This is a genomic window from Streptomyces sp. NPDC031274, from assembly GCF_055570235.1.
Window position 1 is genome coordinate 1 of sequence record NZ_JBVIHP010000494.1, and the last position, 1,030, is coordinate 1,030.

A 1,030-nucleotide genomic window follows, 5' to 3' on the forward strand; every position below is an offset into this window, starting at 1 on the left:
GCCCTGCCCCGCCGCCTCGCCGATCTGGCGGTTCGACACGGCGGACAGCCCCTGCTCGGCGAAGAGCCGCTCCGCGGCCGACATGATCGTTCCACGGGTCTCCGCCACACGTTCGGCGCGAGCGGTTCTCCCGCCGGCGCCGTAGGTGAGCGGCTTCGTGCCCTGACGTTCGGCCACGTGCGGCCTCCACGGTTCGACGGTGCGTGCTGGCACCAGAAGTCAAACCCACTCTCTTCCGTAAGTCAATCAACTGACTTAAAAGTGTGCCGTGGGTTAGACGGTCTGTGGGGTGCGAGGGGTGCGAGGGGTGCGAGGGGTGTGAGGGAAAGGAAAGTCTCATGGGGGTTGAATTTCTCTTCCGTGTCGAGCAGAGCTGGGATTTGGGATTCTGCTGTGGTGTACGCGACTGACGCGCCGTTGCTGCGCGGGTCTCGGCGTACCGGACTGTGAGACGGGGGAGGGTGGGTGGGGGTTCATTGGAGAGTGGTGGGATGTCGAGAGGGGGCCCTGTGCCGAGACGGTTGGAACCGATGCCCCTGACCGGGGATTGGATCGACGGCTGGATTTCCCGCGTGCGGGAGTCCCTTGCCGTCCACCTTGAGCACTTCGAGGCTCGGTTCGGATATCCGGCCGACTCCAACTCAGTTGTAAGTGCTGAGGAGTTCGGTGGTGCGGCGGAATACCTCGACCTCGCAGCTGCTCTCCCCGGCGACCTCGTGCTCCTCTACCGCCATGTGCGCGAACTCAGCCTGCCGGACGTCGGAGTCGGGCTCTTCGTACATTCCGTGCCGCAGACCGTGGCCGGGCTTCGCGGGGACTTGCCCCCCCGGATCGTCGGCGCTGTCGAGGGGCCCGCTTTCGAGGAATCCGTTGTCGTCTTCGGGTCCGATGGAGGTGGGGCGCTCTTCGCGCTCAGGAGCTGTGCGGATGCGGATGCGGGGACGGGGACGGGGACGGGCGTGGATACGGCCGTCTATCGCCTTCCGCCAGGGCGGGTTGAGCTCGGCGTCTATCACTGTGCGGCCGTGCC

Annotated in this window: 2 protein-coding genes; both read right to left on the reverse strand. The window is 66.2% G+C overall.

Going from position 1 to position 1,030, the window contains the following annotated elements:
* Nucleotides 1–108 (reverse strand): TetR family transcriptional regulator (locus ACZ5CR_RS47435; protein WP_468870296.1); only part of this gene is annotated, 108 nt, incomplete at its 3' end.
* Nucleotides 109–641: 533 nt separating this feature from the next.
* Nucleotides 642–1,030, reverse strand: a 389-nt coding sequence (locus tag ACZ5CR_RS47440) for a hypothetical protein (RefSeq protein ID WP_468870295.1), incomplete at its 5' end; no start/stop codon positions are given.